Annotated in this window: 23 protein-coding genes and 2 pseudogenes; 10 read left to right on the top strand and 15 right to left on the bottom strand. The window is 70.5% G+C overall.

The features are described from left to right. The first annotated feature begins 222 nt into the window (after window positions 1-222). Together ACFYZQ_RS38790 and ACFYZQ_RS38785 are read left to right on the top strand one after the other, a co-directional pair. On the top strand, window positions 223-2,238 hold the full coding sequence (locus ACFYZQ_RS38790) for an FAD-dependent oxidoreductase (protein WP_389158681.1): 2,016 nt from the start codon (window positions 223-225) through the stop codon (window positions 2,236-2,238). 41 nt (window positions 2,239-2,279) lie between these two features. Then, window positions 2,280-2,840 carry a PadR family transcriptional regulator gene (locus ACFYZQ_RS38785; protein WP_389158678.1) on the top strand — a complete coding sequence of 187 codons (561 nt, stop codon included), beginning with the start codon at window positions 2,280-2,282 and terminating at the stop codon, window positions 2,838-2,840. A 12-nt stretch (window positions 2,841-2,852) separates the two neighbouring features. Here ACFYZQ_RS38785 and ACFYZQ_RS38780 read toward each other — a convergent pair whose 3' ends face one another. Continuing rightward, a complete protein-coding gene (locus ACFYZQ_RS38780) occupies window positions 2,853-3,392 on the bottom strand; it encodes a hypothetical protein (RefSeq protein WP_389158675.1) in 540 nt (179 codons plus the stop codon). Between the two features lie 459 nt (window positions 3,393-3,851). Here ACFYZQ_RS38780 and ACFYZQ_RS38775 point away from each other — a divergent pair, with 459 nt between their 5' ends. Next, entirely contained in the window at window positions 3,852-4,556 is a 705-nt protein-coding gene (locus tag ACFYZQ_RS38775; RefSeq protein WP_389158672.1) for a glycoside hydrolase family 75 protein, read from the top strand. A gap of 57 nt (window positions 4,557-4,613) precedes the next feature. On the opposite strand, the gene ACFYZQ_RS38770 is transcribed toward ACFYZQ_RS38775, so the two are convergent. Genes ACFYZQ_RS38770 through dhaK form a run of 3 tightly spaced genes read right to left on the bottom strand, consistent with a single transcriptional unit; the run spans window position 4,614 to window position 6,662 of the window. Continuing rightward, complete coding sequence (locus ACFYZQ_RS38770) at window positions 4,614-5,024, bottom strand: PTS-dependent dihydroxyacetone kinase phosphotransferase subunit DhaM (RefSeq protein WP_389158669.1); 411 nt, start codon at window positions 5,022-5,024, stop codon at window positions 4,614-4,616. Then, window positions 5,017-5,625 (bottom strand): dihydroxyacetone kinase subunit DhaL, encoded by a 609-nt coding sequence (dhaL, locus tag ACFYZQ_RS38765; protein WP_389158666.1) that lies wholly within the window; start codon window positions 5,623-5,625, stop codon window positions 5,017-5,019. Before dhaL ends, ACFYZQ_RS38770 begins: the two co-directional genes overlap by 8 nt. A gap of 44 nt (window positions 5,626-5,669) precedes the next feature. After that, the gene (dhaK, locus tag ACFYZQ_RS38760; protein ID WP_389158663.1) at window positions 5,670-6,662 is read right to left on the bottom strand and encodes a dihydroxyacetone kinase subunit DhaK; all 993 of its coding nucleotides are present in this window, start codon (window positions 6,660-6,662) and stop codon (window positions 5,670-5,672) included. Window positions 6,663-6,955: 293 nt separating this feature from the next. Here dhaK and ACFYZQ_RS38755 point away from each other — a divergent pair. Then, window positions 6,956-7,338 (top strand): annotated as a pseudogene (locus ACFYZQ_RS38755) (dihydrofolate reductase family protein); the annotation flags it as partial. 83 nt (window positions 7,339-7,421) lie between these two features. After that, window positions 7,422-7,853, top strand: coding sequence for a hypothetical protein (locus ACFYZQ_RS38750; protein ID WP_389158660.1), 432 nt, complete (start codon window positions 7,422-7,424; stop codon window positions 7,851-7,853). A 26-nt stretch (window positions 7,854-7,879) separates the two neighbouring features. On the opposite strand, the gene ACFYZQ_RS38745 is transcribed toward ACFYZQ_RS38750, so the two are convergent. The 3 genes from ACFYZQ_RS38745 to ACFYZQ_RS38735 all read right to left on the bottom strand — a co-directional run bounded on the left by ACFYZQ_RS38745 (window position 7,880) and on the right by ACFYZQ_RS38735 (window position 9,379). Continuing rightward, window positions 7,880-8,047 (bottom strand): hypothetical protein, encoded by a 168-nt coding sequence (locus ACFYZQ_RS38745; protein WP_389158658.1) that lies wholly within the window; start codon window positions 8,045-8,047, stop codon window positions 7,880-7,882. Between the two features lie 36 nt (window positions 8,048-8,083). Then, window positions 8,084-8,437: a hypothetical protein gene (locus tag ACFYZQ_RS38740; protein ID WP_389158655.1), complete on the bottom strand. Its 354-nt coding sequence runs from the start codon at window positions 8,435-8,437 to the stop codon at window positions 8,084-8,086. Window positions 8,438-8,689: 252 nt separating this feature from the next. After that, a complete protein-coding gene (locus ACFYZQ_RS38735; RefSeq protein WP_389158652.1) occupies window positions 8,690-9,379 on the bottom strand; it encodes a TetR/AcrR family transcriptional regulator in 690 nt (229 codons plus the stop codon). A 133-nt stretch (window positions 9,380-9,512) separates the two neighbouring features. Here ACFYZQ_RS38735 and ACFYZQ_RS38730 point away from each other — a divergent pair, with 133 nt between their 5' ends. The 3 genes from ACFYZQ_RS38730 (at window position 9,513) to ACFYZQ_RS38720 (ending at window position 12,133) form a co-directional block, all read left to right on the top strand. Beyond that, window positions 9,513-9,968: an RpiB/LacA/LacB family sugar-phosphate isomerase gene (locus ACFYZQ_RS38730; RefSeq protein WP_389158649.1), complete on the top strand. Its 456-nt coding sequence runs from the start codon at window positions 9,513-9,515 to the stop codon at window positions 9,966-9,968. 63 nt (window positions 9,969-10,031) lie between these two features. Beyond that, entirely contained in the window at window positions 10,032-11,693 is a 1,662-nt protein-coding gene (gene ctaD, locus ACFYZQ_RS38725) for a cytochrome c oxidase subunit I (protein WP_389158646.1), read from the top strand. Next, window positions 11,693-12,133, top strand: a complete 441-nt coding sequence (locus tag ACFYZQ_RS38720; RefSeq protein ID WP_389158643.1) for a cytochrome c oxidase subunit 4 — start codon at window positions 11,693-11,695, stop codon at window positions 12,131-12,133. Before ctaD ends, ACFYZQ_RS38720 begins: the two co-directional genes overlap by 1 nt. On the opposite strand, the gene ACFYZQ_RS38715 is transcribed toward ACFYZQ_RS38720, so the two are convergent. Beyond that, entirely contained in the window at window positions 12,079-13,560 is a 1,482-nt protein-coding gene (locus ACFYZQ_RS38715; protein ID WP_389158640.1) for a cytochrome bc complex cytochrome b subunit, read from the bottom strand. The genes ACFYZQ_RS38720 and ACFYZQ_RS38715 overlap by 55 nt on opposite strands. 57 nt (window positions 13,561-13,617) lie before the next feature. Beyond that, a complete protein-coding gene (locus ACFYZQ_RS38710) occupies window positions 13,618-13,983 on the bottom strand; it encodes a DUF6479 family protein (protein ID WP_389158637.1) in 366 nt (121 codons plus the stop codon). Between the two features lie 85 nt (window positions 13,984-14,068). Here ACFYZQ_RS38710 and ACFYZQ_RS38705 point away from each other — a divergent pair, with 85 nt between their 5' ends. Next, window positions 14,069-14,446: a four-helix bundle copper-binding protein gene (locus tag ACFYZQ_RS38705; RefSeq protein ID WP_389158634.1), complete on the top strand. Its 378-nt coding sequence runs from the start codon at window positions 14,069-14,071 to the stop codon at window positions 14,444-14,446. Window positions 14,447-14,553: 107 nt separating this feature from the next. Further along, window positions 14,554-15,768: an acyl-CoA dehydrogenase family protein gene (locus ACFYZQ_RS38700; protein WP_389158631.1), complete on the top strand. Its 1,215-nt coding sequence runs from the start codon at window positions 14,554-14,556 to the stop codon at window positions 15,766-15,768. Window positions 15,769-16,096: 328 nt separating this feature from the next. On the opposite strand, the pseudogene ACFYZQ_RS38695 reads toward ACFYZQ_RS38700, so the two are convergent. The 6 genes and pseudogenes from ACFYZQ_RS38695 to ACFYZQ_RS38670 form a co-directional block, all read right to left on the bottom strand. Next, window positions 16,097-16,761: pseudogene (locus tag ACFYZQ_RS38695) on the bottom strand (transposase). A gap of 701 nt (window positions 16,762-17,462) precedes the next feature. After that, window positions 17,463-18,503 carry a LacI family DNA-binding transcriptional regulator gene (locus ACFYZQ_RS38690; RefSeq protein ID WP_217236390.1) on the bottom strand — a complete coding sequence of 347 codons (1,041 nt, stop codon included), beginning with the start codon at window positions 18,501-18,503 and terminating at the stop codon, window positions 17,463-17,465. A 172-nt stretch (window positions 18,504-18,675) separates the two neighbouring features. Beyond that, window positions 18,676-19,719 carry a Gfo/Idh/MocA family oxidoreductase gene (locus tag ACFYZQ_RS38685; RefSeq protein WP_389158628.1) on the bottom strand — a complete coding sequence of 348 codons (1,044 nt, stop codon included), beginning with the start codon at window positions 19,717-19,719 and terminating at the stop codon, window positions 18,676-18,678. 96 nt (window positions 19,720-19,815) lie between these two features. Then, on the bottom strand, window positions 19,816-20,598 hold the full coding sequence (locus ACFYZQ_RS38680; RefSeq protein ID WP_351476447.1) for a TIM barrel protein: 783 nt from the start codon (window positions 20,596-20,598) through the stop codon (window positions 19,816-19,818). Window positions 20,599-20,823: 225 nt separating this feature from the next. Beyond that, window positions 20,824-21,807 (bottom strand): TIM barrel protein, encoded by a 984-nt coding sequence (locus ACFYZQ_RS38675; RefSeq protein ID WP_389158624.1) that lies wholly within the window; start codon window positions 21,805-21,807, stop codon window positions 20,824-20,826. 30 nt (window positions 21,808-21,837) lie between these two features. Further along, the gene (locus ACFYZQ_RS38670) at window positions 21,838-23,340 is read right to left on the bottom strand and encodes a CoA-acylating methylmalonate-semialdehyde dehydrogenase (protein ID WP_055705503.1); all 1,503 of its coding nucleotides are present in this window, start codon (window positions 23,338-23,340) and stop codon (window positions 21,838-21,840) included. Between the last annotated feature and the right edge of the window lie 28 nt (window positions 23,341-23,368).

Raw genomic sequence — 23,368 nt, 5'->3', positions numbered from 1 at the left:
TCGCCCGCACCCGGGCCAGCCACTTCGCAGCACTCCGCCCCGCCGATCCAGTGATCGACGGGGCGGAGTCGTCCCCGGATTAACCAACAGCATCCCCACCGGCGGCCGGGGCGTACTGCGTCTCGTGGCGCGATTCACTGCCGCCCGCTTATGCAACTAGTTGCAAAACAGCTCGTCCCTCCTCTACAACTACAGGCGACGACACCGCGTACGGAGGGCCCGATGAGCCGTTACCCGCATCTGCTGACCCCACTGGACCTGGGCTTCACCACGCTGCCCAACCGTGTGCTCATGGGCTCCATGCATGTGGGGCTGGAGGAGGCCGAGCAGGGGTTCGAGCGGATGGCGGAGTTCTACGCGGCCCGCGCGCGCGGGGGAGTGGGGCTCATCGTCACCGGCGGCATCGCGCCGAACGAGGAGGGGCGCCCCTACGAGGGCGGCGCCAAGCTCACCACCGAGGCCGAGGCCGAGCAGCACGCCGCCGTCACCGCAGCCGTCCATCGCGAGGGCGGCCGCATCGCGATGCAGATCCTGCACTTCGGCCGGTACGCCTACCACAAGGACCTCGTCGCGCCGAGCCCGATCCAGGCGCCGATCAGCCCCTTCCCGCCCCGCGCGCTCACCGACGACGAGGTCGAGCGGACGATCGACGACTACGCCCGCGCCGCCCGCCTGGCCCGGCAGGCAGGGTACGACGGGGTCGAGATCATGGGCTCCGAGGGTTATCTCATCAACGAGTTCATCGCCGCGCAGACCAACCACCGCACCGACCGCTGGGGCGGCTCCTACGAGAACCGCATGCGCTTCCCGGTCGAGATCGTCCGGCGGGTGCGCGAGGCCGTCGGCGAGGACTTCATCATCGTCTACCGGCTGTCCATGCTGGACCTGGTCCCGGGCGGCTCCTCCCTGGAGGAGGTCGTCACCCTCGCCAAGGCCGTCGAGGCCGCCGGGGCGACGATCATCAACACCGGCATCGGCTGGCACGAGGCACGCATCCCCACCATCGCCACCTCGGTGCCGCGCGGCGCCTACACCTGGGTCACCAAGAAGCTCATGGGCGAGGTGTCCGTACCGCTGGTCACCACCAACCGCATCAACACCCCCGAACTCGCCGAGCAACTGCTCGCCGAAGGCTGCGCCGACATGGTCTCCATGGCCCGCCCGATGCTCGCCGACCCGGACTTCGTGTCCAAGGCCGCCGCCGGGAAGCCCGAGGCCATCAACACCTGCATCGGCTGCAACCAGGCCTGCCTCGACCACACGTTCAGTGGACAGATCACCTCCTGCCTGGTCAACCCGCGCGCCTGCCACGAGACCGAGCTGGTCCTCTCACCGACCCGGCTGGCGAAGCGCGTGGCCGTCGTGGGCGCCGGTCCCGCCGGCCTCGCCTGCGCGGTCAGCGCAGCCGAACGCGGCCACCGGGTCACCCTGTTCGACGCCGCCGGCGAGATCGGCGGCCAGCTGAACGTGGCCCGCAAGGTCCCGGGCAAGCAGGAGTTCGACGAGACCCTGCGGTACTTCCGCCACCAGCTCCGGGCGCACGCGGTGGACGTACGGCTGAACACCCGCGTGGCGGCCGAGGACCTGGGCGACTACGACGAGGTCGTCGTCGCCACCGGCGTCACCCCGCGCACCCCCGACATCCCCGGCGTCGACCACCCTCGCGTCGTGGGCTACCTCGACGTGCTGCGGGGCGGCGCCCCCGTCGGCGACCGGGTGGCGATCCTCGGCGCGGGCGGCATCGGCTTCGACGTCGCCGAGTTCCTCACCGACGGCGGTGACAAGGCGAGCGAGGACCCGGCGACGTACTTCCGCGCCTGGGGCGTCGACATGGACTACCGCACAGCCGGCGGCCTCACCGCACCCGAGCGGCCCGCGCCGCCGCGCACCGTGCACCTGCTGCAGCGCAAGACCACCAAGGTCGGTGCCGGGCTCGGCAAGACCACCGGCTGGATCCACCGCACCGAGCTCAAGCACCGCGGAGTCACCATGGTCCCCGGCGTGCGCTACGACCGCATCGACGACGCCGGACTGCACATCACCGTCGGCGAGCAGAGCACCGTCCTCGAGGTCGACACGATCGTGCTGTGCACCGGCCAGGAGCCGCGTCGCGACCTGTACGAGGAACTGGTCGCCGCCGGACGCCCGGCGCACCTCATCGGAGGGGCCGACGTCGCCGCCGAACTGGACGCCAAGCGTGCCATCAAGCAGGGCACGGAGCTGGCGGCGGCCCTGTAGACGACGCCGGAACGACACACCGCCGTCCCTAGGATGAGGACATGTCACTCCCGCACGCGATCCTCACCGCCCTGCTCGAGAAGCCGTCGTCGGGGCTGGAGCTGACCCGCCGCTTCGACAAGTCGATCGGCTACTTCTGGTCGGCGACGCACCAGCAGATCTATCGCGAGCTGGGAAAGCTGGAGGCCGAGGGCCACATCCGCGCCCTTCCGGCCGAGCAGCCGACCCGCGGGCAGAAGAAGAGCTACGAGGTTCTGCCCGCGGGCCGCGCCGAACTGGCCCGCTGGACCTCCGCGTCCCAGGAGCCCAAGCCGCACCGGGACGCCCTGCTGCTGCGGCTGCGCGCGGCGGCGGTGGTCGGCACGGCGGGGCTGGAGGCCGACATCCGCCGTCATCTGGAGCTGCACCGGCGGCAGCTGGCCGAGTACCGGCGGATCGAGCGACGCGACTTCCCGCCGGACCGGGACAGCGCCCAGGACCGGCTGCGTCATCTGGTGCTGCGCGCGGGCATCGACCTGGAGACCTTCTGGACCCGGTGGCTCACGCACGCCCTGACCGAGTTCGGCGAGCTGACCGGTGACGCCCCCGGGGACGGAGCCTGACAGCCGCTCCGGTCAGAGCCGGTACGGCTTCGAGCGGCGGCGCAGGACCCAGCCCGTGGCGATGAGACCGACGCCCACCAGCGCCCCGCCCACCGCGATGGTGACCGGGCCGTAGTCGTGCGCGGTGCCGCCCGTGCCGCCCATGACGCCGCGCGACGGCGAGGGGGCGGACGTGGCGGAGATCGTCGGTCTGGAGGGGGGCGCGACGATGACCGCCTGGGTGCCGGCGGTGATGCCGTTGGAGCAGACGACCACGACGGTGTACGTCCCCGGGCTCACCCCCGACCAGGCGGCGGACTGGGTGACGGTCGTGCCCGACAGGGCCACTTGACGGCCCTGCGCGAAGCTGCCCTGACTGCTGGTGAGCAGTGAGGCGGTGCCCCAGCTGCCGTTGACCTGGGTGCAGGCGCTGGTCGTGACCGACACCGTGGAGCCGGTGGTGTTGACGGAGATCCCCGAGACCGCGCCGGCCGGCCCGGCGAGCCAGATCGGGAGCGCGGCGGCGGCCGCCACGGTGAGGCCGGAGCGGAGGAGGAGTCGAGTAGTGCGCATTGGCTGCCCTCCGGCGGCACGGTTGGCGGTACGTCCCATGCGCCGCCGGGGGTCGGAAACGTCCGTGCTGCCTCAGGGTCAGCAAACGTGCGTCCGGGCCGTCCCGCATGCGGACCGCGCCCGGCCGGGTGACGCGTCGCCGCGTCAGCGCGGGGCGCCGCCCAGCGGTCCCTTGGCGTGACCACCTCAACTAATTGGTGTGATGGTCCTATTTGGCGACCGGCGGTTGGGGTTACGTATGCTGAGTCATCTCACGGCTGAACTGCCCAGTAGAACAGGTCAGTTCGAGCCTGGGGCGCGGACCGCTGTCGTCGCTGATCCCGCGCCTGTGCGGGCGGCCGGGGTGGCCCGGGCCGACACGGACTCGGGTCCCCGGTCTCCCGGCATCTCATGAGGTGTCCGATATGTCAGATTTGGCCGGGTTACTGTCCTCGTCCCCCCACGAGAGGGTCTCTCATTGTGCGTGCCCAGGCACTGACGCTGGCCGCGGCCGGCGCCGCCGCCCTGCTCGTCCCCACGCCGCAGCCCGGCCCCGCCTTCGCCGTACGCCACCGCGCGGCGCCCCAGCCCCGGAGCGAGGGCCGGATCCAGGCCGCGGACCTGCTGGCCAAGGCACACGACTGCGTCCCGGTCTCCCACGGCCGCTACCGCTCCGACGCCACGGGCTCCGCGAAGATCCGGGTCTGCGCCACCCATGACGCCGTGTTCTGGAAGGCCGACATGGACATCGACTGCGACGGCCGGCCCACCGCCCGCTGCAACCGCCGCACCGACCCGCTGTTCTGTGGCGCCACCGCGTACCAGCAGTCCGACGGCCGCCATCTGAGCGCCGAACGCCTGCCGTACATCGTCGTGCCGGCCCGCAGCCGCATCTGGGACCCCCGCGCGCACGGCGTGCACGGCGGCTCGGTGGCCGCCGTCGTCTACCGGGACACCGTGCGGTACGCGGTCGTCGGCGACACCGGGCCGCGCGACATCATCGGCGAGGCCTCGTACGCCACCGCCCGGGACCTCGGTATCCCGGCCGACCCGCGCACCGGCGGGGTGCCGTCCGGCGTCACCTACATCGTCTTCAAGGACTCGCGGGTGAAGACGATCGAGGACCACGCGGCGGCGGTGGCGGCCGGTGAGCGGCTGGCGCGGCGATTCGTCAACGGCGACTGAGCCGGATCCGGACGCGGCGGTTCGCTCACCGGCCCTCAGGAGGGGCCGCCCCTCGCGTCATGTCTTCCGGTAGGTGTACGCCTCCACGGCCGCTGCCTCCACCGCGTCCAGGTCGGCGCCCGTCGCCGCCGTGACCACCGCGGCCACCGCACCCTCCAGGAAGGGGGCGTCCACCAGCCGGGAGTGCGGCGGCAGTTCGTCCCCCTCCGCGAGCAGTGCCTTCACGGTGAGCACCGCGCTGCCCAGGTCGGTGAGCACGGCGACCCCGGCGCCCCGGTCCACGGACGCGGCCGCGGCCGAGATCAGCTCGGCGCTGGTCCCCAGCCCGCCGGCCTCGGTGCCGCCCGCCGAGGCGACCGGCACCGCCGAACCGCCGGCAGCGAGTCCCTTGGCCAGCTCGGCGACGGAAGCGGCCACCTCCGCACTGTGCGACACCAGCACGATCCCGACCAGCCCGCCGTCATTCACCTGCCGCCTCCGCGGCCTGCTGGAGCGCCGCTATCAGCAACGCCGACGAGGTGGCGCCCGGGTCCTGGTGGCCGATGCTGCGTTCCCCGAGGTAGCTCGCCCTGCCCTTGCGGGCCTGCAGGGGGGTGGTGGCCTCGGCGCCCTCCTCGGCGGCGGACCGGGCCGCCGTGAAGCCGTCACCGAGCGCGTCGACGGCCGGCACCAGAGCGTCGATCATGGTCTTGTCCCCGGGCGCGGCGCCGCCGAGCGCCATCACCCCGTCCACACCCGCCCGCAGCGCCTCGGCGAGCTGCTCCTCGCTCACCTCGGCGGCGTCCCCGAGCGCCTTGCCCGTACGGCGCAGCAGGGTGCCGTACAGCGGCCCGGCGGCGCCGCCGACCGTGGAGATCAGATGGCGTCCGGCCAGGGTCAGGACGGCACCCGGCGTGTCCGGCGCCTCCTTCTCCAAGGCTGCCCGCACGGCCGTGAACCCGCGCTGCAGGTTGCTGCCGTGGTCGGCGTCCCCGATGGGTGAGTCGAGGGCGGTGAGCCGTTCCGCCTCGCGCTCCACGGATGCGGCGGTCGCCGTCATCCAACGGCGGAAGAAGTCGGCGTCGAGCACTGGGTCTCCTCGCGTGGTGGGTGAGTCGGTCGCTCCGGTGTGCCTCACATGCCCCAGCGCAGGGCCGGGGTCCGCACCGGCGCGTCCCACAGCCGGAGCAGTTCCTCGTCGACCTGGCACAGGGTGACCGAGGCGCCCGCCATGTCCAGTGAGGTGACGTAGTTGCCGACGAGCGTGCGTGCCACGGCGACACCGCGCTCGCCGAGCACCCGCTGCACCTCGGCGTTGAAGCCGTAGAGCTCCAGCAGTGGGGTGGCCCCCATGCCGTTGACCAGTACGAGGACGGGGTTGCGCGGGGTGAGGTCCTCCAGGATCGCGTGGATCGCGAAGTCCGCGATCTCGCCGGAGGTCATCATGGCGCGTCGCTCCCGGCCCGGCTCGCCGTGGATTCCGATGCCCAGCTCCAGCTCGCCCGGTGGCAGGTCGAACGTGGGACTGCCCTTCGCCGGGGTGGTGCAGGCGCTGAGCGCGACACCGAAGGTGCGGGAGCTGTCGTTCACCTGGCGGCCGATGGACTCCACCCGCTCCAGCGGCTGGCCCTCGGCCGCGGCGGCGCCCGCGATCTTCTCCACGAACAGCGTGGCACCGGTGCCGCGCCGGCCGGCCGTGTAGAGGCTGTCGGTCACCGCCACGTCGTCGTTGACCAGCACCTTGGCGACCTGAATGCCCTCGTCCTCGGCGAGCTCGGCCGCCATGTCGAAGTTGAGCACGTCGCCGGTGTAGTTCTTCACCACGAACAGCACGCCCGCCCCGCTGTCCACAGCGGCGGCCGCGCGCGCCATCTGGTCGGGCACCGGGGAGGTGAACACCTCACCGGGACAGGCCGCGGACAGCATGCCGTGCCCCACGAACCCGCCGTGCAGCGGCTCGTGCCCCGACCCTCCGCCCGAGACCAGCGCCACCTGTCCGGACACGGGGGCGTCCCGCCGTACGATCACCCGGTTCTCCACGTCGACGGTCAGCTCGGGATGAGCGGCCGCCATACCCCGCAGCGCGTCCGCGACCACGGTCTCCGGGACGTTGATCAGCATCTTCATCTGACTCTCCTCGTGAACGTAGCACTTGGGCTCAGGGCCCGCTTATACGCAGGTCACCGGCATGAAGGGCAGTTTTGGATCTTGGCGGTCCAGTGTGGTCGGAGGTCGGTCGCGGCGGGTCTGTGGCTGACTCGATGCTGACGTCGATGACAGGTCGTCAGGGGTCGGCGGTCACCTGCTGGAGATGGCCGCTTGTCCCTCTACCGGAAGTATCGACCTTGCGGCAGCGAAGGTCACCTGCGACCGAGCGGGTTTTACGGTCGGTAGTGCAATGTCAACGAAAAGTCATCAGGCGAAGGGCCGGCGTCCACCTGCTGGGGCGTCGGCTGTACGAGGCGATGCTGTACTGGGAGAGCGCCGACCAGGATCCCTCGCTCGACGCCCCGATGCTGGGGTTCGCCGTGCCCGCCTGGCCTCCGGAGGTCTGGCGGAGGAGATCGAGCGGTTGCGGGCCGAGCCGGGGGAGGGCGACATCGCGATCGGCGGCACGACTCTCGCCGCCGAGGCGGCCGCGTCGGATCTGATCGACGCGTACCGGGCCAGGGTCCACCCGGTGCTGGTCGGCGGTGGCATTCCGTTCTTCCCCCGGCACGAGCGCCAGGTGGAGCGGGAACTCGTCGAGACCCGCACCTTCACCTCGAGGGTCGTCTACCTCCGCTACCGCGTGGCGCGCTGACCGCTCGTCCGCGGCCGCCCGGTCGGGCGACCGCACCGTGTAGGGCATGATGCTCCCTCAGTATTTTCGTTTCAGGGGGAAACATGCGACTCAGGCCCATCGCGGCGATCCTGGCCGTCACCGCGCTCGCGCTCGCCGCCTGCTCCAGCAACGACAGCGGCGGCCGGGACGACGCGAAGCCCGAGGCGTCCGCCAAGGCCACGGCCACCGGCCAAGACCTCACCCACCAGCAGAGGCACGACGCCCGGGCGGCCGCCGGCATTCCGCCCGAGCCGACCGGGGCCAAGCGCGCCGAACTGCTCCGAGCCCTCGCTGCGGCCAACCCGGACACCGTGAAGTACGAGGACAAGGCCGTCGACGCCGCACGGAACCAGTGCAGCGCGATCAACAGCGGCGCCAAGCGCCTCGATCGGCTGGCCTCGCAGCGCTTCACCTACAAGGGCGTCGAGACGACCGAAGCCCAGGGCAAGCAGATCAACGACGCCCTCGAGGGAATCGGGTTGTGCAAGGTCTGAGCACGTACCACCGACCGGCCCGGCCGTCAGCCCTTGCTGTTCCCCGGCTGGGTACCGGCCGGTCCCAGCAGCTCCGCTGCCTGGTGCTGCGTGTGCTCGGCGGCCGTCTGGGCCTCCGCCAAGGCGTCACCCAGCTCACGCACCAGCTCCTCGTAGATCGGTGCGTGCTCTGTTGTGTTCGGAGTGAGTGTCACCGCGCTTTTCCTTCCATGGTCGTGCGCTGAATTCGGTCAGGCCCGGTCGATCCGGGCGGCGATCCCGTGACCGATCAGCAAATAGATGACAGCCGGGAGACCGTAATTGAGGACGACCCGCAGACCTTCTGTGTCCATTGTGAAAATGTCCTGTGCCCATCCGGACAGCCAGCCTGCCGTTTCGTGAACGAACCCGACGAACGGGTTGGCCCGGTTCGCGTCGAGCAGGTAGAGCACGACCCACAGGCCCAGCAGACCGGCCGCGATGTCCGCGATCGTGCAGATCGTGACTGCTGTCCTCCGCGTGGCGGCCTGGTTGCCCGCGGGGCGGCCGGGGCCCGGAGGCTGGTCGTATGTCGGGTACCCGGAGGCCGGGCCGGTGCTGTCCACAGGAAATCCCATCTGGCGCGTCGTCTTGTGGGCCGGGTCGACCCAAGGCGGCGAGTTTCCGCCTTGGGAAGTGGCCTGTTTCTGCCTACTTCAGCGCCTGGGAAACGCCGTGGTGTTACACGCCGACGCGTAGCGACATAAATATGGCTGACTATCGGTCGTGTACGCAAAAGTGCGCCTGGAGGGGTACATTTCGGACGGCTTGGAAAAGGCTGTACGGTCGATCCGCGAGCGGATTTCGGAGAACGGAGTTCAGTCCGTGCCCTCGCCGACGGGAACCACGAGCCCGATTCCCTCGGCCGCCACGGCGACGGCGAAGTCGAAGAACGCGGACTGATCCCGGACGCTGTCGTGGGTGCGGCTGAAGACCTGGAACGCCAGCAGCCCGATCAGATTGCTCCACAGCACGATGCCGCGCTCGACGATGTCCGAGAACGGAGCCTCGGGCACACCGCCGAAGAGCTCCACGGCCGCCGGCAGCAGCAGCGGCGGACCGGGTACCGCCCGCCGGGGCGGGTTGAGTTCACCGGCCGCGAGCGCCGAACGCACGATCGCCGCCAGTACCGCGGGAGTGCGCGAGGCGGGCGGCACCGTGTCCTGCGGGGCGTGGTAGCCCGGCACGGGCGAGCCGTAGATCAGCGTGAACTCGGCCGGATTGGCGAAGGACCACTGCCGCAGCGCGCGCGTGACCGCGAGGAGCCGCGCGCCCGCCGACGCACCCGAGTCACTGGCGGCCCGGTCGGCCTGCTCCATCGCGGACGCGGACTCGTTGTACGCGTCGACGACCAGTGCGGTGAGCAGGTCGTCCCGGTGCGGGAAGACGGCTTCCACGTCGGCGACGGCCAGACCGCCCTCGCGGGCCACGGCGTCCAGGGACAGCCCGCCGGCGCCCAGCTTCTCCAGCAGGCGGCGCGCGGCGGTCTTGATCTCGGCATCCTCCATGGCCGAACCGTACCGGCCGGTCACATGGGCCGGGGGCGCGATCGCCTCGCTGCCCGGGCCGTACGCCGATATCCAACCATCCCGCCCCGGCGGTCCGGGCCACACCCGGGCATCGGCGCGTTAACCTCGGAGCATGCGGATCTCCGTCTCCTCCGACATGGACGAACCCGTGGCCCGCCTCCTCGTCGATGAGCTGCGTCGACGCGGGCACGAGGTGCGCGCGTACGGCGCCCTCGCCCCCGGCGCGGACCCGCAGTGGGCGGTCTGCTCCGAGGCCGCGGCCCGTGACGTGGCCGCCGGGACGGCGGAGCAGGCGGTGGTGTGCTGCTGGACGGGGACGGGCGCGTCGATCGCCGCCAACAAGGTGCCCGGCGTGCGGGCCGCCCTGTGCACGGACGCGTACACCGCGGACGGTGCCCGCCGCTGGAACGACGCCAACGTGCTGGCCCTCGGTCTGCGCCTGACCTCCGGGGCGATGCTGAAGGAGATCCTCGACGCCTGGTTCGCGGCGCGGCCCAGCGAGGACGCCGAGGACCGGGAGAACGTCGCCCACGTGACGCGGATGGACGGGGCCCGCGCCCCCGCATGACCGGTCGCACCCCCGCCTGACCGAGACCACATGGGTGTGGCACACCCGGGTACCCGCCGACGCATGGTGGTGCACAACACATCGGCCCGGACGCATCCAGTGCCGCCGCGGCCGACGCGGCGCTCGCCGCTGGGCCGCGCGCTGCTGCGCTGGTCGACCACGACCGATCACAAGGTCATCGGCAACCTGTACCTGACGACCGCCTTTTCCTTCTTCCTCTTCGCCGGTGTCCTGGCCCTGCTCATGCGGGCCGAACTCGCCCGACCCGGACTGCAGTTGGTGAGCCAGGACCAGTACGACCAGCTCTTCACGATCCACGGCACGGTCATGATGCTGCTGTTCGCCACCCCGATGTTCGCCGGGTTCGCCAACGCGATCATGCCGCTGCAGATCGGCGCCCCGGACGTGGCCTTCCCGCGGCTGAACGCCCTGTCGTACTGGCTGTACCTCTTCGGCGGTCTGATGGTGATCTCCGGCTTCCTGGTGCCCGGGGGAGCGGCGGCCTTCGGCTGGTTCGCCTACGCCCCGCTCAACAGCGCCGTCCACAGCCCCGGTGCGGGCGGGGACCTGTGGACCATGGGCCTGGTCGTGACCGGCGTATCCACCACGCTCGGCGCGGTCAACTTCATCACCACGATCCTGTGCCTGCGCGCCCCCGGCATGACCATGTTCCGGATGCCGATCTTCACCTGGAACGTGCTGTTCACCTCGATCCTCGTCCTGCCCGCGTTCCCGGTGCTGACCGCCGCCCTGCTCGCCCTGGAGGCGGACCGGAAGTTCGGCGCGCACATCTACGAGGCGGCGAGCGGGGGTTCGCTGCTGTGGCAGCACCTGTTCTGGTTCTTCGGGCACCCCGAGGTCTACATCGTCGCGCTGCCGTTCTTCGGCATCGTCACCGAGATCATCCCGGTGTTCAGCCGCAAGCCCGTCTTCGGCTACGTCAGCCTGGTCGGCGCCACCATCGCGATCACCATGCTCTCGTCGGTCGTGTGGGCGCACCACATGTTCGCCACCGGCGCCGTGCTCCTGCCGTTCTTCTCGCTGATGTCGTTCCTCATCGCGGTGCCGACGGGCGTGAAGTTCTTCAACTGGATCGGCACCATGTGGCACGGGTCGCTCTCCTTCGAGACCCCGATGCTCTGGTCCTGCGGCTTCCTGGTGACCTTCCTGCTCGGCGGCATGAGCGGCGTCCTGATCGCCTCGCCGCCGCTGGACTTCCACCTCACCGACTCGTACTTCATCGTGGCGCACCTGCACTACGTGCTGTTCGGCACGGTCGTGTTCGCGATGTTCGCGGGCTTCTACTTCTGGTGGCCGAAACTCACCGGGCGGATGCTCGACGAACGCCTCGGAAAGATCCACTTCTGGACGCTGTTCGTCGGCTTCCAGGCCACCTTCCTGGTCCAGCACTGGCTCGGCGAGGCCGGGATGCCCCGCCGCTACGCCGACTACCTCCCCACCGACGGCTTCACGCTGCTGAACACCATCAGCTCCGCCGGCGCCTTCCTGCTGGGCCTGTCCACACTGCCGTTCCTCTACAACGTCTGGCGCACCGCCCACCACGGCCGCCGCGCGGACGGCGACGACCCGTGGGGCTACGGCCGCTCCCTGGAGTGGGCCACCTCCTGCCCGCCCCCGCGCCATAACTTCACGGCCCTGCCCCGCATCCGGTCCGAGTCCCCCGCGTTCGACCTGCACCACCCCGAGATACCGAAGGAGGCGTGATGCGGACCGAGGCCCGTCTGTTCGCCGGTGTGGCGGTGTTCTTCGCCGTCACCGCCGCCGGTTACGGCTGGCGCTCCGCGGAGCCCGCCGGCACGGCCGCCCTCGCCGTGGCCTGCCTGATGGCCGCGCTCGTCGCGTTCTTCCTGTACGTCCAGCACCGCCGGCGCGGCGCCCGGGCGCAGGACCGCCCGGACGCGGAGGTCATCGAGACCGCCGGGCCGATCGCCTTCTTCCCGCCGCACAGCCCGTGGCCGATCACCATCGCGCTCGGGGCTGTCCTGCTGGCCCTCGGCGTCGTCTTCGGCCTGTGGCTGGCCCTGATCGGCCTGGGTGTCCTCGCAACGGGTGTCTTCGGAATGGTCCTGCAGTACGCCGACCGGGATGCTCAGTCCTCCGAGCCCTCCCGCGGAGTCCCGGAGTCCCGCTCGGGCACCCCGTAGGCCTCCAGCACGTACCGCTGCTCCTGGTCGATCGGCACGCTGGTCTCCACGTACCCGCCGGCGATGGTCTGCCGGATCTCGCCGGTCTCCTCGCCCTGAGTGAGCCGTTCCATGTCGGCCTCGCGCAGCGCATGGCACACCGCACGGGTCACGAAGAAGGCGAGCGGCGGGAGGACCAGCAGGGCGATCCGGAAGGTCCAGGTGAGCGCGTTCAGAGAGATCTTGAAGGTGTGCGCCAGCACGTCGTTGCCGCCCGCCGCGAGCAGTACGCCGTAGAAGCAGATCGCCGCCACGCCGAGCCCGGTGCGTACCGGCACGTCCCGCGGGCGGTCGCACAGATGGTGCTCCCGGTGGTCCCCGGTGACCCGGGCCTCAAGGAACGGGTACGCGTACAGCACGGCGAACAGGGCCAGCGGCAGCACGACGGCGGGCAGCAGCACGTTCCACATCACCGTGTGCCCGGCGACCGCCGTCTCCCATGGCGGCACCAGCCGCAGCGAGCCCTCCAGGAAACCGACGTACCAGTCGGGCTGCGACCCCGTGGAGACGATGTCAGGCCGGTAGGGGCCGTACACCCAGACGGGGTTGATCTGAGCCAGTCCCGCGAGCAGCGTCAGCACGCCGCTCACCATGAAGAACAGGCCGCCCGAAGTCGCCGAGAACTGCGGGACCATGGGCTTGCCCACGACATTGCGCTCGGTACGGCCCCGGCCCGCCCACTGCGTGTGCTTGAGGTAGACCACCAGGATCAGGTGGAGACTGACCAGCGCGAGCAGCACCCCGGGCAGCAGCAGGATGTGCAGCGCGTACAGCCGGGGGATCAGGTCGTGCCCGGGGAACTCGGCACCGAACGCGAACATGGCGATGTACGTCCCCACCACCGGGATCGACAGCATGACGCCCTGGGCGATCCTGAGCCCCGTCCCGGACAGCAGGTCGTCCGGCAGCGAGTAACCGGCGAAGCCCTCGGCGAGCGCCAGCAGGAACAGCGTCACGCCGATCATCCAGTTGAGCTCACGGGGGCGGCGGAAGGCGCCGGTGAAGAAGATCCGCAGCAGGTGCGTGCCGATCGCGGCGACGAAGACCAGCGCCGCCCAGTGGTGCAGTTGCCGGATCAGCAGCCCGCCGCGCACGTCGAAGCTGATGTGCAGCGTCGAGCGGTACGCCTCCGACATCCGCACCCCGTCCAGCGGACGGTACGAGCCGTTGTAGACGACCTCCGTCATCGACGGGTGGAAGAACAGGGTGAGCCAGACACCGGTCAGCAGCAGGACGACGAAGCTGTAGAGGGCGAGCTCGCCCAGGAAGAACGACCAGTGGTGGGGGAAGGCCTTGCGCAGCAGGCCGCCCCCCTCGTACAGAGGGAGGCGGGCGTCCAGCTCGTCGGCGACGCGCCGCGCCCGCGGCCTCGATCTCCTCAGCAGCACGGCGCCCGAGTGCCCGGCGCCCAGCAGCGGAAACCAGCCGTAGGGCGTCCTGGGCCGTCAGTGAGCGCCGAGACCGCCACCGCCGAACGAACCGCTCGATCCCCTGCTCCAGCGGGGCCGGTCCTTCGACTCGCTGGGCTTGGTGTCCTGGTTTCTCAGCTCGTAGGGCGTGATGGGGCGTTCGCCCTTGGTCACCACGGGCACCTCCTCCGATTGCCGGTTCTCCCGGACCTCATGCACCGCGCCGCCCGGCGGCAGGTGCGGTTGCTCCTCCGGGCGCGGACGCGGCGACTCGTTGTACCGGACTCGGGAGGTCAGCCAGAAACCCCCGGCCAGGATCGCGAGCACGGCGACGGCCACGAGGAAGAGGAACAGGCTCATCAGGCCACTCGCGGCGGCCAGCTGCATCGATGCGGTACTCATACGGGCTGAATACCCCCACAGAACAGCGCGAACCGGACATTCGTGGTGATGGTTTGACCGTCCGTGTCGCGGCAACCCGCCCGGTGTGACACCGACGACGATTTCCCAACAGGAGCTGTACCGGTTCCTGGAGGACCGCTTCGCGTGTGCGCAGGCGTGTACGGAGTGCGCCCGGGCGTGTGCGCTGCGCGCGAGCCTCCTGGATCCCGGCGGAAGCGAGGAGCAGGAGCGGGCGCGCCGGCGGGGCATCATGTGCGCCGAGGTGTGCGACGCCACCTGTCGTGTGCTGTCCGAGCAGAACTGCCTGGACGAGGAGGGCATCCGCGCCCAGCTGGAGCTGTGCCGGACGATCTGTCTCGAGTGCGCGCACGCCTTCGACGCGCAGCCCGGCGCCGAGGAGAGCGCGGCCGCGTGCCGGGCGTGCGCGCGGGCCTGCACGGAGTTCATCGCGACGCTGCGCTGAGGTCAGCGGCGACAACGGGCGGGGCTCGATGCCGCTTCCCAATTACTGAAACACGTTCTACGGTGTGCGCCGACAGGACCGACCCGCCCCGGGAGCCTGGAGGCGCCGTGCACCTCGACCACACGCCCGAGCAGCAGCGGCTGCGCACCGAACTGCGCGCCTACTTCGCCGGCCTGGTGCCGGACAATGCGTACGCGCGGTATGCCGACCCGGTGGCCCAGAAGCGCTTCTACCGGGACACCATCCGCCGGCTCGGCACCGACGGCTGGCTCGGCGTGGGCTGGCCGAAGGAGTACGGCGGGCGCGGTCTGACGCCGATGGAGCAGTTCATCTTCTTCGACGAGGCCGCGCAGGCCGGCGTCCCGCTGCCCCTGATGGCGCTGAACACGGTCGGCCCGACGATCATGCAGTTCGGCAGCGACGAACAGAAGGCCTACTTCCTGCCGCGCATCCTCTCCGGCGAGATCGACTTCGCCATCGGCTACAGCGAACCCGACGCGGGCACCGACCTGGCATCGCTGAAGACACGGGCCGTGCGAGACGATGGGGGCACCTCCCGCTCGAGCGAAGCCGAGAGTGGGGGAGAGTACATCGTGAACGGCCAGAAGATCTGGACGACCAACGGCGACACCGCCGACTGGGTGTGGCTCGCCGTGCGCACCGACCCCGACGCCCCGCCGCACAAGGGCATCACCATGCTGCTCGTCCCGACCTCCGACCCCGGCTACTCCTGCACCGTCATCAACACCCTCGCCTCGCACGACACCACCGCGAGCTACTACGAGAACATCCGCGTCCCCGTCTCCCGCCGGGTCGGCGCCGAGAACCAGGGCTGGCGGCTGATCACCAACCAGCTCAACCACGAACGCGTCACCCTCGCAGCCCACGGCACCATGGCGATCCGCGCCCTGCACGACGTCCAGCGCTGGGCCATGGAGACCAAGCTCGCCGACGGCCGCCGCGTCGTCGACCTGCCCTGGGTGCGCCGCCTGCTCGCCCGGACGCACACCCGCCTCGACGCCATGAAGCTGCTGAACTGGCAGATGGTCACCGCCGTCCAGGACGGCACGCTCACCCCCCAGGACGCCTCGGCGGTCAAGGTCTACGGCTCCGAGGCCCGCCGCGACGCCTACGCCTCGCTCATGGAGATCCTCGCCGCCGTCGGCCCGCTGAAGGAGGGCTCCGCGGGCGCGGTCCTGCACGGTGAGCTGGAGCGCGGCTACCGCTCCGCGGTGATCTTCACCTTCGGCGGCGGCAACAACGAGATCCAGCGCGAGATCATCTCCTGGATCGGGCTGGGGATGCCCCGGGTACGGCGTTAGCCTGCTGTGACCACAGACGTTAGTTGTCACATACCGAGGATAGTTGGCACCGTGATTCTGTGGGATCAGGATGACGGCCGAGCCGTGATGCGGCAGTTGGCACTTCGCCGCGAGCACTGGAAACGCCGTCGACTGCGACTTCGCGGCGATGGCGGCTCCAACTCAAGAGCGAGAACTTGCCGCCTGCCAGGCTGAAGTTCTCCGCTGGCGCCGCGTCCGAGGTTGCCCGTGGGCGTACACCATCGGCAGCGGCCGTTCTGGCGGGGATCTTGGAGATGCCGTTCGCGGACTCGAGGGCGGTGGATGACTGAGCCCTGCTGCCCTCTCGTCAGGTGACGTCCTCGAAGCGGGTGTGCGCATCGATCAGTTGGTGCAGGGGGCGGGCCGGCTCGCGATAGCGCGGCAACGTGGGCGGGCCCCATCCCTGGTAGGGCGGCAGCTCCGGCTTGGCACCGGCCGGGCGGGCGATCTCCTTGGGCTCGACAGCGACGATGTAGGACCAGCCGCGTTCCTCCAGGGCCAGGCGGAAGCAGACACTGCGGCCGTAACCGCAGTCGGCCACAATCACCGGCACCGACGGAAGCCAACCCGCCAGCCTCTCCAGCAGCCCCAGGGTCAGGCGGGGCTTGGGCACATGCCCCACCTCATCGGGCACGCCCGCAGCCGTGCGACGCCGGGTGTCGTGCGCCCGTTCCTCGGGTAGGAACAATTCCCATCCCAGTGGGCAGGAGGCGGTATCCGTGGCCGCATGCACACTGACGGCGACCTGGCAGGTGGCCCGATTCCCCAGTGCCCCGCAGTACTGCCGGGCCCCCCCACCGACGCCCGCCCGCACTTGGGAAACGCGACGTCGTCGATGACCCACACCTCGGGCTTGACGACCTGGACCAGCCGCTCGTCGATCCGCCGCCGCACCGGCGTCCGCTGCCACGGCGACTGGTTGACGAACTGCTCCAGGGCCTGCATGTTCCCGTCCGGCAGCCGCTGCGCCATCGGCTGGATCGACTTGCGCCGGCCGTCCAGCATCAGCCCCCGCAGATAGCAATCGCTCTACATCGCAGGCATCTTCCTTTGGTCCGCACGGTGATCCAAACGAAAGTCCCTAGGTGCGACTGGGCCAGCCGGAAGGCGACGTGTGGAGTGCCTGCGAGGTGACAGTGGACATGTCCGGCAGGCCGTTTTGTCACGCCTCGGCAAACCTGGCAAAAGGAAGTGATGACTGTGTCGGGCACTTCTTGCTCCGTGCCGCGTCCGCCGAGCACGCACCTGGTCACCGGGAATGCCTCGAAGCGCGGTGAACTCCAGCCTCTGGCGGGCCGCGGACCGGGTCCGCTCCGCTCGGGGCGTGCGTCGGCGCTACGGGGCGGTGGGACGCGGGGCGGGTGAGGGCGAAGAGGTAGCCGCGTTCGTCGTCGAGACGCAGGGCGTGGGGGACGGAGGGACGGCTTCGGAGAGGTGCGGGTGGCGGCCCTGCTCCAGGCGGGTGTAGCGGGTGGTGACACACGCCAGGGGCGCGACCTCCTCACGGCTTGGGCACCCGGCGCGCCCCGCGCCCGGTGGCAGTCCGGCGGTGTTCGGGGTGAGGAGGGGGCGACGGGAGCGGAGAAAGTCGCCGAGTTCGCCGTTGTACCCCATTCCTCAGGTATTGGAGGCGCGCGGGACTGTGTGCGGTGCGAGGATGACCCAGACGACGCTCAGGTGGCCGGTGCGGTAGAGGGCGGGGCCGTCGTCCCCCGGACCACGAGGTGTGGAGCCACCACCTGTTCCCCGGTACCGGTGTCGCGACCGTCCAGGCGTGCGATGGCCCGGTCCACGGCGAGGTGGGCGAGGCGGGGGATGTCCTGCCCGACGGTGGTGAGGTCGATATGGGCCAGGCGGGCCAGATGGCTGTCGTCGAAGCCGACGACGGAGATGGCGCCGGGGACGGGAATGCCGCTGCGGAGGAAGACATCGAGGACACCGGTCGCGCAGCGGTCGTTGAAGGCGAGGACCGCGGTGGGGCGCGGGTGGGAGGCGGCGAGAACCTGGGCGGCCTCGGCGCCCTCTGCCTCGGTGAGGCCCCCGGGCACGACGCGGATGTGCTCGGTGAGACCGTGGCGGCTCATGGCGGTGCGGTAGCCGCGTCGCCGGTCGGCTGCGCCGGGTGCCTTGCCGCCGTCGATGTGGGCGATGGCACGGTGGCCCAGCGCCACGAGGTGGTCGACCGCCTGGCGGGCGCCCTTGTCGTCGGCGGTCCGTACGACCTCCAGGCCGGGGACGGGTGGCCGCAGGTGGCGGGCCACAGAGACGACCGGCAATTGCCCGGCGAGCTCCGTCAGCCGTGAGGCGGGGGCCTGTGGGCCTAGCAGGATCAGCGCCTCGCAGCGGTCGTCGAGCAGGGTTTCGACGGCACGCTGCTCACCCCGTTCGGCGGTCACGGCGCTCAGCGCGATCTGGTATCCGGCTGGTTCGGCGGTGGCGTAGATGCCCTCCACCAGGTCGGCGTGGAAGGGATGCTGGAGGCCGAACTGCACGCCGAGCAGGTGGGAGCGGTGGCTGCGCAGCAGTCTCGCCCGGGCGTCCGGGCGGTAGCCGATCTCCCGCGCGGCCTCCAGGACACGCTCGCGGGTGGCGGCGCTGGCCCCCTTCGCCCCGCGCATCACGATGGAGGCCAGCGCGGTGGACACACCTGCCCGCGTCGCCAGGTCGGCGAGCGTCGGCCGCTTCCCGTCCGGGACCGCCGGGGTCGCAGGCATCCTGTCCTCTCCTGGTCGGTCTCGTCTGCTGGGGACCGATTGTAGAACGTTCCATGTGGGCGTTGCTTCAGGAGGGGGCTCGGCAACGGCACGGTGACGTGAGAGGTACGACCCTGGCGGCGGCCGCTCGGGCTGGAGAAGGCGCCGCCGAGTCGGCGTCGTGTGCTCGGTGCTACGGCCGCACTGTCACCGGGCTCTCCCTGACGTCACCCACGCTGACCGCACCGCCCGTGGCGATCGAACCGATCGAGGCGAGGGCGATGCCCAGCGCGGCCCGAGCGTCCTCGCCGGTCACCGACGGAGCACGCTTGTCCCGGACGCTGTCGGTGAACTCGGCCAGTTCGGCAACGTAGGCCGCGTGGAAGAGATCCTGGTCGTAGCTGACGCACTGGGCGGCAGCGCCGGCCACACCGTAGGACGTGAGGTGGCTGCTGCGCAGGTCACCCAGGGTGAGCATGCCGGTCGAGCCCTTGACCTCACCGCGGACGTCATAGCCGTACACCGCCTGGAAGTTGGCCTCCGCCGTGGCGATGGCGCCGTTGTCGAAGCGGATCGTCACCACGGCCGTGTCGAGCAGTCCATGGTCCTTGAAGTCGGGCCGGACCAGGGCGTCGGCCATGGCGAAGACCTCGACGGGCTCTGAGCCGGGGTTGAGGTAGCGCAGGACGTCGAAGTCGTGGATGAGCGTCTCCAGGAAGATCGTCCATGGCGGGATGCGCGACGGGTCGTGCAGGTTGGGGTCCCGGGTGAGGGAACGCAGCAGCTGCGGGGTACCGATGTCACCGGCGGTGATCTTCTCGTGGGCGGCGCGGAAGCCGACGTCGAAGCGGCGGTTGAAGCCCACCTGGAGCACCACGCCCGCCTCATGTGCGGCGGTGATGGCGCGGTCGGCTTCGTCGAGGGTGACGGCCATCGGCTTCTCGCAGAAGACCGACTTGCCGGCGCGTGCTGCGGCCTCGATGAGTCCGGCGTGGGTACGGGCGGGCGTGACGATCACGACCGCCTCGATCTCGGGGTCGTCGAGCAGGTCACCGATCTCCGTGTACGTCTTGGGGCAGCCGAGACGATCGGCCAGAGCCTTCGCGGCCCCGGGTGCGGGATCGGCAATGGCGGCCAGCCGTACCCCGGGGAGGCGGCGGGCCAGGGTCTCGGCGTGGAAGGAGCCCATGCGTCCGGCGCCGATGAGGCCGACCGCGAGGGACTGGGGGGAGGTCATGGCACATACTCCGTGATCTACGTCGTGGCTTCGGTGGTGGCGGCTGCCGTGGTGCGCGGACGCGAGGGCGGGGCAGATGTCCCGCGGTCGCTCCTGTCAGACGGTGAAGGCGGCCCGGAAGCGTTCCAGAGCGGCCTCGCTGTCGCTGGATGCCCATGCCTCCATGGCGACGGTGCCGTCGTAGCCGATGTCTGCGAGGGTGCGGGCGACGGCCGGGTAGTTGATCTCTCCCGTGCCGGGTTCGCAGCGGCCCGGCACGTCCGCCACCTGGATCTCACCGATGAGTCCCGCGCCGTGGGCGCGGCGCACCAGCTCGATCAGATTTCCCTCGCCGATCTGGGCGTGGTACAGGTCCAGGTTCATGCGCAGACCGGGCCGGTTCACGGCGGCAACCAGCGCCAGGGTGTCGGCAGCCTTCGCGAAGGGCACCCCGGGGTGATCGACGGCGGTGTTGAGATTCTCCAGGGTGAAAATGACCCCGGCGTTCTCGCCGAGCTCGGCGATCCGGGTGAGTGTGCGGTGCGCGGCCATCCACATCGCGCCGGTGGGCTCCCCGGGTACCGGCACCACGGGCAGCCCCTGGCTGTCCAGACCGGTTCCGTGGAGGTTCAGGCGAGTGCAGCCCAGGTGCTCGGCCGCCTTGAGTGACTCCTCGGCCGTGCGCAGCAGTTCGGCGGCGCCGTCGTCCTCGGTGAGGCTGCCGCTCACGTACCCCGTCATCGAGACGATCTCGGCGGACGAGCGGGCGAGGGCATCGAGATCGTGGTTCGTCCAGTCCCAGATCTCGACCTGGAAACCGGCCTCGTGGATACGCCGTGCCCGCTCCTCGATCGGAAGGTCGCGGAAGACCATCTCCGCACAGACCGCCAGTGCGTACATCGTGGTTCTCCTCATCTCCGGACGACCGGGAACTAGAACGTTCTATATACTCTGACCAGTACGCCAGTCACCATGAGCCGCTGTCAAGTGTCCGGTGGCCATGAAGCCTGTAACGTTCTAGCAATCTCGCGCGGAAGCCGTCAGTACCGCGTAGAAGCCCGCCACGGCGCGTCAATTGCGCCGGGGATCCCCATGGGCCGGCCACCGCGCGAGCCGGTGGCATGGTTACTCGGGGGCTCTGCTCGGCTGCTCGTCGGCAGGGAGCGTCAGCCTCGGGCGTCGGGTGCCGGTCAGGCCGTAGCCGGCCAGGTGCTCGCGCGTGCTGACGGCGATGGGCAGCGGCACCTCGGGTGCGCAGGGGTAGAGGTCTTGTTCGACGATCACGAACAGCTCGGCGTCGAGGGTGGCGAGTGCGGTGACGATGTCGGCGGGGTTGGGCACGCCGGCGGGCGGGGAGACGCACACCCCGCGCTTGACGGCCTCGCCGAAGGAGAGGTTTTCGGCGGCGACCTGGGCCAGGACGGCGGGGTCCATCTGCTTGATGTGGACGTAGCCGACGCGTTCGCCGAAGCGGCGGATGAGGTCGAGGTTGTCGCCGCCGCCGTAGGCGACGTGGCCGGTGTCCAGGCAGAGGTTGGTGTAGCGGGGGTCGGACTCGTTCAGCAGCCGTTCGATCTCGGGCTGGGTCTGGATGTGGCTGTCGGCGTGCGGATGGATGACGAGGCGTACGTCGTACTCGTCGAGCAGCAGCTTGCCGAGCCGGTCGGCGGCCCTGCCGAAGCCCGCCCACTGTTCGGCGGTCAGCTCGGGCGACTCGGTGAACGCGCCCGTCTTCTCGTCCCGGTACATGGGCGGGATGAAGACGAGGTGGTGGGCGCCGGCGGCGGCGGTCAGGCCGGCGATCTGCCGGAGGTGGGCGAGCATGTCGTCCCAGGCCTCGGGGCGGTGCAGCGCACCGAAGACGGTGCCGCCGGAGACCTGCAGGCCGCGGGCGTCGAGTTCGTCCTTGAGGCGCTGTGGGTCGGTGGGGAGGTAGCCGTAGGGGCCGAGCTCCAGCCACTCGTAGCCGGCCTGGGCGAGTTCGTCGAGGAAGCGGGTGTACGGCACCTGGTGCTCGTCCTCGGGGAACCAGACGCCCCACGAGTCGGGGGCCGAGCCCAGGCAGAGGTTGCCCGCAGTGGTGCGGAAGGGAGGTGGCGCCGTTGCCATGGTGTGTCCTTCGGAGTGCGGCACGGAAACTCAGTTGGAGGTGGGGAAGTTGAAGCCCGCGCTGACCTGCTGCTTGGGCTGGGGCCAGCGAGTGGTGACGACCTTGGGGCGGGTGTAGAAGCGGATGCCTTCGGGGCCGTGGATGGGGGAGTCGCCGATGAGGGAGTCCTTCCAGCCGCCGAAGGAGTAGTAGGACATCGGGACGGGCACCGGTACGTTGATGCCGATCATGCCGACCTTGATGTGGCGCTGGAAGCGGCGGGCTGCTTCGCCGGAGGCGGTGAACAGGGCGGTGCCGTTGCCGTAGGGGTTGGCGTTGATGAGGTCGATGGCCTCGTCCAGGGTCTCGACTCGGAGGATCGCCAGCACCGGGCCGAAGAGTTCCTCCTTGTACGCTGCCATCTCGGTGGTGACGTGGTCCAGGAGGGAGGGGCCGGTGAAGAAGCCCTCGGCGTAGGCGGGGTCGTCGAGCTTGAGACCGCGGCCGTCGACGACGACGGTGGCGCCCTGGGTGGCGGCGACGCCGACCGCGCTCTCGACGCGCTCCTGGGCGGCCTTGGTGACCAGCGGCCCCATCTCGGTGCCGGGCTGGTCGCCGGGGCCGACCTTCACCTCGCGGGCCTTGCGCTCCAGCACCTGCACGAGTCCGTCGGCGGCGTCGCCGACGGCGACGGCGACCGAGACGGCCATGCAGCGCTCGCCGGCAGAGCCGTAGGCGCCGGCGGTGATGTGGTTGGCGGCGAACTCGAGGTCGGCGTCGGGCAGGACGACGGCGTGGTTCTTGGCGCCGCCCAGGGCCTGGACGCGCTTGCCGTGCGCGGTGGCCTGTTCGTGCACGTACTTGGCGATCGGCGTCGACCCGACGAAGGAGACGGCCTCGATGCCGGGGTGGGTGAGGATCGCGTCGACCGCGTCCTTGCCACCGTGCACCACGTTGAAGACACCGTCGGGCAGTCCGGCCTTCTTGTACAGCTCGGCGACGAAGTTCGCGGCCGACGGGTCGCGCTCACTCGGCTTCAGGATGAAGGTGTTGCCGGTGGCGATGGCCATGGGGTGCATCCACAGCGGCACCATCGCGGGGAAGTTGAACGGGGTGATGCCGGCGACGACGCCGAGGGGCTGGCGGAAGTTGTGCACATCCACGCCACGCGAGACCTGGTCGGAGAAGGAGCCCTTGAGGATGTCGCCGAGGCCGCAGGCGAACTCGACGACCTCGCGGCCCCGGGTGATCTCGCCGCGGGCGTCGTCGACGGTCTTGCCGTGCTCGGCGGAGATGATCCTGCCCAGCTCCTCCTCGTGCTCGAGGAGCAGCTGGCGGAAGGCGAACATCACCTGCGTGCGCTGGGTGAGCGACGATTCCGACCAGGTCTCGAAGGCGGCAGAGGCAGCCTGGACGGCCGCGTCCACGTCGGCCGCGCCGCCGAGGACGACCTGGGCCTGCTCGGCGCCGGTGGCCGGATTGAAGACCGGCTGGGTGGCTGTGGCGGTGCCCTGGACGGGAGCGCCGTTGATCCAGTGCTGGATGGTGGTCACGGTGCGGGTTTCCTTTGCGGGGACGGGA

The sequence above is a fragment of the Streptomyces sp. NPDC001843 genome, assembly GCF_042891955.1.
GTDB lineage: Bacteria > Actinomycetota > Actinomycetes > Streptomycetales > Streptomycetaceae > Streptomyces.
This window is presented reverse-complemented; position numbering and strand designations above follow the sequence as displayed.

Bases quoted from the DNA above. Each gene is read 5' to 3' on its own strand.
- ACFYZQ_RS38790 (WP_389158681.1), top strand. From the start codon at position 223: ATGAGCCGTTACCCGCATCTGCTGACCCCACTGGACCTGGGCTTCACC.
- ACFYZQ_RS38785 (WP_389158678.1), top strand. From the start codon at position 2,280: ATGTCACTCCCGCACGCGATCCTCACCGCCCTGCTCGAGAAGCCGTCG.
- ACFYZQ_RS38780 (WP_389158675.1), bottom strand. From the start codon at position 3,392: ATGCGCACTACTCGACTCCTCCTCCGCTCCGGCCTCACCGTGGCGGCC.
- dhaK (WP_389158663.1), bottom strand. From the start codon at position 6,662: ATGAAGATGCTGATCAACGTCCCGGAGACCGTGGTCGCGGACGCGCTG.
- ACFYZQ_RS38750 (WP_389158660.1), top strand. From the start codon at position 7,422: ATGCGACTCAGGCCCATCGCGGCGATCCTGGCCGTCACCGCGCTCGCG.
- ACFYZQ_RS38735 (WP_389158652.1), bottom strand. From the start codon at position 9,379: ATGGAGGATGCCGAGATCAAGACCGCCGCGCGCCGCCTGCTGGAGAAG.
- ACFYZQ_RS38730 (WP_389158649.1), top strand. From the start codon at position 9,513: ATGCGGATCTCCGTCTCCTCCGACATGGACGAACCCGTGGCCCGCCTC.
- ctaD (WP_389158646.1), top strand. From the start codon at position 10,032: ATGGTGGTGCACAACACATCGGCCCGGACGCATCCAGTGCCGCCGCGG.
- ACFYZQ_RS38720 (WP_389158643.1), top strand. From the start codon at position 11,693: ATGCGGACCGAGGCCCGTCTGTTCGCCGGTGTGGCGGTGTTCTTCGCC.
- ACFYZQ_RS38710 (WP_389158637.1), bottom strand. From the start codon at position 13,983: ATGAGTACCGCATCGATGCAGCTGGCCGCCGCGAGTGGCCTGATGAGC.
- ACFYZQ_RS38690 (WP_217236390.1), bottom strand. From the start codon at position 18,503: ATGCCTGCGACCCCGGCGGTCCCGGACGGGAAGCGGCCGACGCTCGCC.
- ACFYZQ_RS38685 (WP_389158628.1), bottom strand. From the start codon at position 19,719: ATGACCTCCCCCCAGTCCCTCGCGGTCGGCCTCATCGGCGCCGGACGC.
- ACFYZQ_RS38680 (WP_351476447.1), bottom strand. From the start codon at position 20,598: ATGTACGCACTGGCGGTCTGTGCGGAGATGGTCTTCCGCGACCTTCCG.
- ACFYZQ_RS38675 (WP_389158624.1), bottom strand. From the start codon at position 21,807: ATGGCAACGGCGCCACCTCCCTTCCGCACCACTGCGGGCAACCTCTGC.